The following is a 5,510-nucleotide window of genomic DNA, read 5'->3' on the forward strand; positions in this document are numbered from 1 at the left end:
ACCGGGCATTAGCGATGGGACATCGAGGCCTCCTGGCGATGGTTGAACTAGACAGCTCCATCAAGCCAGGAGGCCTCTTCACACGCCCCGAAGTGTCACCAACGTCATGGCCGAGTACACCTAGTGCGCGGCCTGGGCGATGACGGCGCGCGTGATGCGCTTCCGGAACACCCAGTACGTCCACGCCTGGTAGGCGAGGATCAGCGGCAGCGCGAAGCCCGCGGCCCACGTCATGATCGTCAGCGTGTACGGCGAGGACGAGGCGTTCTCGAGCGTGAGCCCGTTCGCGGGGTCGTTCGACGCGGGCATCACATACGGGTGCAGGGCCGTGAAGAGGCTGGCGACCGCGAGGGCGATGGTCGCCGCGAGCAGCCCGAACGCCCACCGCTCCCGCCCTCGGACGTTCGCGAGGTACGAGCCGACGAGGGCGACGGCCGCGAGCGCGGACACGAGCCCAGACAGCGCCGACCCGTGCGCGAGCGTCGTCCAGACGAGGAACGCCGCCGCGATGACGATGGTGACGGCTCCCACGCGCATCGACAGCAGGCGGGCGCGTGCCCGGATCGGCCCGTCGGTCTTGAGCGCCGCGAACTGCAGGCCGTTGACGAGGAACAGCGAGAGCGTCGTGAGGCCGCCGAGCAGCGCGTACGGGTTCAGCAGGTCGAGCGTGGATCCCGTGTAGTCGTGGTTCGCGTCCATCGGCACCCCGCGCACCACGTTCGCGAACACGACGCCCCAGAGGAACGACGGCACGACCGAGCCCGTGACGATCATCGCGTCGAACCACCCGCGCCACCGGTCGGACGCGCCCTGGTGCCGGAACTCGAACGAGACCCCGCGGAGGATGAGCGTGATAAGGATCGCGAGCAGCAGCAGGTAGAAGCCGCTGAACATCGTGGCGTACCACTCGGGGAAGGCCGCGAAGAGCGCGGCCCCGGCGACGATGAGCCACGTCTCGTTGAGGTCCCACACCGGCCCGATGGTGTTGATGAGGACGCGGCGGTCGGTGTCGTCCTTCGCGAGGAACGGCAGGCTCATCCCCACGCCGAAGTCGAAGCCGTCGAGCACGAAGTAGCCGACGAAGAGGAAGGCGATGACGCCGAACCAGATGAGCGTGAGGTCCATCAGTACACGCTCGCTTCCCGGACGACCTCGCCCGTCACCGGGTCCGGCTCCTGCTCGGCCTCCGGGCCCTTCTGCGCGGCCTTCAGGATCAGGCGGAACTCCACCACCGCGAGCGACCCGTAGACCACCGTGAAGGCGACGAGCGAGATGAGCACCTGGAGCCCGGTGACGTTCGGCGAGACCGCGGACGAGGTCTGCAGCAGGCTGAACACGATCCAGGGCTGGCGGCCCATCTCCGTGAAGATCCAGCCGACCGTCATCGCGAGCAGCGGCAGCGGGGCGGCCCAGATGGCGACCCTCCACATCCAGGGCTTCGTGATCCGGCGGCCGCCGCGCGTGAACCAGAGGCCCCCGACCGCGACGGCGATGGCCGCCATGCCGAAGCCCATCATCCAGCGGAAGGCCCAGTAGGTGACCCAGATGGTGGGCGTGTAGTCGCCGGGGCCGTAGCTCGCGACGTACTGCGCCTGCAGGTCGTTGATGCCCTGGACCGTGCCGTCGAGCGTGTGCGTCGAGAGGAACGACAGCAGGTACGGGATGCGGATGGAGAACAACTCGCTCGAGCCGTCCGGCGTGCCCCACGTGAAGAGCGAGAACGACGCGGCGGCACCGGACGACGTGTCGTAGTGCGCCTCGGCCGCGGCCATCTTCATGGGCTGCGTCTGCACCATCGCGAGCCCGAGCGAGTCGCCGGAGAGGATGGTGAGCGCACCCGAGACGACCATGAACCACATGCCGAACCTCATCGCCGGCATCATCGTCTCGAGGTGCTGGTTCCGCGACAGGTGCCAGGCGGCGACCGAGATGATGACCGCGGCGGCGCACATGAAGGCCGCGAAGATCGTGTGCGGGAACGCGGCGAGGGCGACCTTGTTGGTGAGCAGCGCCCAGATGTCGGTCAGCTCGGCCCGGCCGCGCGCCTCGTCGATGCGGTAGCCGACCGGGTTCTGCATGAACGCGTTGGCCGAGAGGATGAAGTAGGCCGACAGGATCGACGCGACCGAGACCACCCAGATGGACGCGAGGTGCAGCTTCTTCGGGAGCTTGTCCCAGCCGAAGATCCACACGCCGATGAACGACGCCTCGAGGAAGAACGCGAGAAGGCCCTCGAGCGCGAGCGGGGCGCCGAAGACGTCGCCGACGAAGCGGGAGTACTCCGACCAGTTCATGCCGAACTGGAACTCCTGCACGATGCCCGTGACCGTGCCCATCGCGAAGTTGATGAGGAAGATCCTCCCGAAGAAGCGCGTGAGCCGCAGGTAGTGCTGCTTCCCCGTGCGCACCCACGCCGTCTGGTAGAGCGCGCAGACGAAGGCCATGCCGATCGTGAGCGGCACGAAGAGGAAGTGGTAGACGGTCGTGAGGCCGAACTGCCAGCGGGACAGCAGGAGCGGGTCGAGGAGGTCGTTCACTCCGGGCGACCGCTCTGGCGGCGGCCGGGTGCGGGGTGGTCTGCGGGAACGGGGTGCGGTGTCATGGCGACCGGATGCGCTTCCTGTGGAGGGCGGGTCATGCGGGGTGAGGCTCCATCGCGACACCACGATTCTACGACTTGTAGACGATCCGCGCGAGCCCGGCGCGCAGGTCCCGGCCGCGTCGCGTTGGCCGACCGGCGACGCGCGCGACACCCGGCGTTCACCCGGCCGGGCGATGGTCGGACCACGCACCCGGATCGGCGTCGACCCGGTGCGCCCACGCGCGGGGCCGGCTCCGGCTCCGCACCCTCCGTCGGCACCCGGATCCGGCACCGCACCCACCCGCACCGCGCACGTCGACCGAAGGGCCGCCGCCATGACCTCACCCGCTCCCGCCTCGCCGGCGTCCGACCGCACCCGCGGATCCGCGACGTCCGCCGCCGGCGCCCCCGCCTCGGCCTTCGTCGCCCTGCTCGTGGCCGACGGCGCGCACCTCACCGGACGGGTCGCCGAGACGGCCGACCGCCTCGAGTCCGGAGCGCCCGCCGAGCGCTACGACGCCCGCAGCGCGTCGGTCGAGGACGCGCTCGTCGTGGCCCTCGCGCTCGTGGCCGGCGGTCTCGACGTCCGCGACGCCGCCCAGCACGCCGTCGACGGGGATCCCGCGCCCGTCATCCAGGCCCTCCACTCGCTGGCCGGCCGCGGCGGCGTGGAGCCGTACCTCCTCCGCAACGGCCTCACGGTCGACCAGTTCCACGCGCTCCGCGACGCCGTCGTCGCGGGCGGCGGACGCGAGCTCGACGAGTCCCAGGACTGACGCCACTAGGCGTCCACCGCCGATCCCGGTCGCGCCCCTCCTTCTGGGGCCACGTCCATGTGTCCGCATAAATGAGGACCCGGCTAGAGTCGTCCATGAGCGCGCGGCCCTTACCCCCCCCTGGGTCGGGCGTTCGCAACCCGACGAGCTCGTCCGTCCATCCCCCCGGATCGGACGGCTCCCGGATCACGGAGATCTCCCGTCCCCCGAAGGACCGAGGTCACCGGAGAGGCCCGGCACCTGTGGCGTTCCCGCGCCCCGTGCCGGGCCTCTCGACGGTCCGCCCCGCGGATCCGCCCGCGCGTCAGCCCGCGCGGCCTCCCGGAGGCTCCTCCGCGGACGCGTCGTCCTCGACGAGCGGGAGGTGGAGGATCGCGAGGTCGAGCGGCCGGCCGAACTTCCAGCCGATGCCGGGCAGCAGGCCCACCTGCCGGAAGCCGAGCCGCTCGTGCAGGCGGATGGATCCGGTGTTCCCGGCCTCGATGTCCGCGAAGACGGCGCGCTTGCCCGCTGCCCGCGCGTGCGCGACGACCGCCTCGACGAGCGCGCGGCCGATGCCGCGGCCCTGGAACCCGTCGCGCACGTAGACGGAGTCCTCCACGGAGAAGCGGTAGCCGGACATGCGCCGCCACGGGCCGTAGGTGCCGTACCCGGCGAACGCCCCGTCGACCTCGGCCACGAGGATCGGGTCGCCCGCCTCGGTCGTCTCCCGGAACCACGCCTCGCGCTCGGCACGATCGACCGGTTCCTCCGTCCAGAGCGCGGTGCCGGTGAGGATCGCGTGGTTGCGGATCTCCAGCAGATCGTCGATGTCGCGGGGCTCGGCGGGGCGGATCCTCATCCCGGCAGGGTAGCGGAGCGGTCGCGTCGCGCCCTGCGGCAGGATCAACGCATGGACTGCACTTTTTCGCGGGTCGACTGGGACGACATCGACGCGACCTCCCTCCGCGCCGCCCAGCGCGCCGAGCTCGACCTCCGCTACGGCGGCGACCTGGAGCCCGGGACGAAGCCGACGGCTGCCGACATGGCCGCGTTCCTCGTGGCGCGCGACGCGGCAGGCGCGCCCGTCGGCTGCGGCGGGATCCGGATGCTCGGCGACCGCGGCGACGGGACCCCGTGGGCGGAGCTGAAGCGCATGTACGTGGTGCCCGCCGCCCGCGGGACGGGCGTCGCGACGGCCCTTCTCCGCACCCTGGAGGAGACGGCCCGGGAGCTCGGCGTGGTCGACCTGGTGCTCGAGACCGGACCCGAGCAGCCCGACGCCATGCGGTTCTACGTCCGCGAGGGCTGGACCGAGATCCCCCGCTTCGGCGCCTACGCCGACTCCGAGGGCTCGCGCTGCTACGCGCTGACGCTCGCGTGATCCGCCGGCTCCGGCTCCTCGCGCTCTCCTCGCACCCGGGGCCGACGGCCACCGTCACGGTGCTGGCGGGCGGGCTCGCCGTCGCGCTCGGCTACGGGCCCGGGCGCGTGGCCGCTGTGGCGCTGGCCGTGCTGCTCGGCCAGCTGTCCATCGGGCTCTCCAACGACTGGATCGACGCCGAGCGCGACCGCAGCGTCGCCCGCGCGGACAAGCCCGTCGCGCGCGGCGAGGTCGCGGTCGGGCACGTGCGGGCGGCCGCCCTCGCGACGGCGGCGGCGTGCTTCGTCTCATCGGCCGCGCTCGGGCCGGCTTTCCTCCTGGCGCACGCTGTGCTGGTGGGTGCGGGCTGGGCCTACAACGCCGGCCTCAAGCGGACCGCCGTGAGCGTGGTGCCGTTCGTCGTGGCCTTCGGGATCCTGCCGACGGTGGTGGCCCTCGGGGCGGCGGATCCGGTGCCCGCGGCCGCGTGGGCCATGGCGACGGGTGCGGTGCTCGGCGTCTCCATCCACTTCACCAACGTGCTGCCCGACCTCGAGGACGACGCCCGCACCGGAGTGCGCGGCCTGCCGCACCGGCTGGGGCGCGTGCCGTCGGGCCTCGTCGCGTTCGGGGCGCTCGCGCTCGGCGCGGTGGTCGTGGCCGTCGGCCCCGTGCTCGCGGATCCCGCGCACGCCGTCACGCCGCTCGCCGTGGCGGGGCTCGTCGTCACGCTGGGCATCGCCGCGTGGGGCGCCGTGCGCGTCGTGACCCGCCCGCCGGGCCGCCTGCTGTTCCAGCTGATCATGGCGGC

6 protein-coding genes are annotated in these 5,510 nt (G+C 72.1%); 3 read left to right on the forward strand and 3 right to left on the reverse strand.

Annotated features, from left to right (window positions below):
* Positions 1-120: 120 nt before the first annotated feature.
* Together cydB and HDR73_RS13230 are read right to left on the reverse strand one after the other, a co-directional pair.
* The gene (gene cydB / locus HDR73_RS13225; RefSeq protein WP_012299111.1) at positions 121-1,125 is read right to left on the reverse strand and encodes a cytochrome d ubiquinol oxidase subunit II; all 1,005 of its coding nucleotides are present in this window, start codon (positions 1,123-1,125) and stop codon (positions 121-123) included.
* Positions 1,125-2,537 (reverse strand): cytochrome ubiquinol oxidase subunit I, encoded by a 1,413-nt coding sequence (locus tag HDR73_RS13230; protein WP_012299112.1) that lies wholly within the window; start codon positions 2,535-2,537, stop codon positions 1,125-1,127. The genes cydB and HDR73_RS13230 overlap by 1 nt, the downstream gene beginning before the upstream one ends.
* 379 nt (positions 2,538-2,916) lie before the next feature.
* On the opposite strand from HDR73_RS13230, the gene HDR73_RS13235 reads away from it, so the two are divergent.
* Positions 2,917-3,357: a hypothetical protein gene (locus HDR73_RS13235; protein WP_012299113.1), complete on the forward strand. Its 441-nt coding sequence runs from the start codon at positions 2,917-2,919 to the stop codon at positions 3,355-3,357.
* 304 nt (positions 3,358-3,661) lie between these two features.
* On the opposite strand, the gene HDR73_RS13240 is transcribed toward HDR73_RS13235, so the two are convergent.
* Positions 3,662-4,198, reverse strand: a complete 537-nt coding sequence (locus tag HDR73_RS13240; RefSeq protein ID WP_041464974.1) for a GNAT family N-acetyltransferase — start codon at positions 4,196-4,198, stop codon at positions 3,662-3,664.
* Between the two features lie 51 nt (positions 4,199-4,249).
* Between HDR73_RS13240 and HDR73_RS13245 the strand changes: the two genes are divergently transcribed.
* Positions 4,250-4,720 (forward strand): GNAT family N-acetyltransferase, encoded by a 471-nt coding sequence (locus HDR73_RS13245; protein WP_012299115.1) that lies wholly within the window; start codon positions 4,250-4,252, stop codon positions 4,718-4,720.
* The coding region (locus HDR73_RS13250; protein WP_287136463.1) for a UbiA family prenyltransferase at positions 4,717-5,510 on the forward strand (794 nt) is incomplete at its 3' end. The genes HDR73_RS13245 and HDR73_RS13250, both read left to right, overlap by 4 nt.

Origin of the sequence: Clavibacter sp. (assembly GCF_014802555.1) — a bacterium.
In the GTDB taxonomy this organism is placed as follows: domain Bacteria; phylum Actinomycetota; class Actinomycetes; order Actinomycetales; family Microbacteriaceae; genus Clavibacter; species Clavibacter sepedonicus.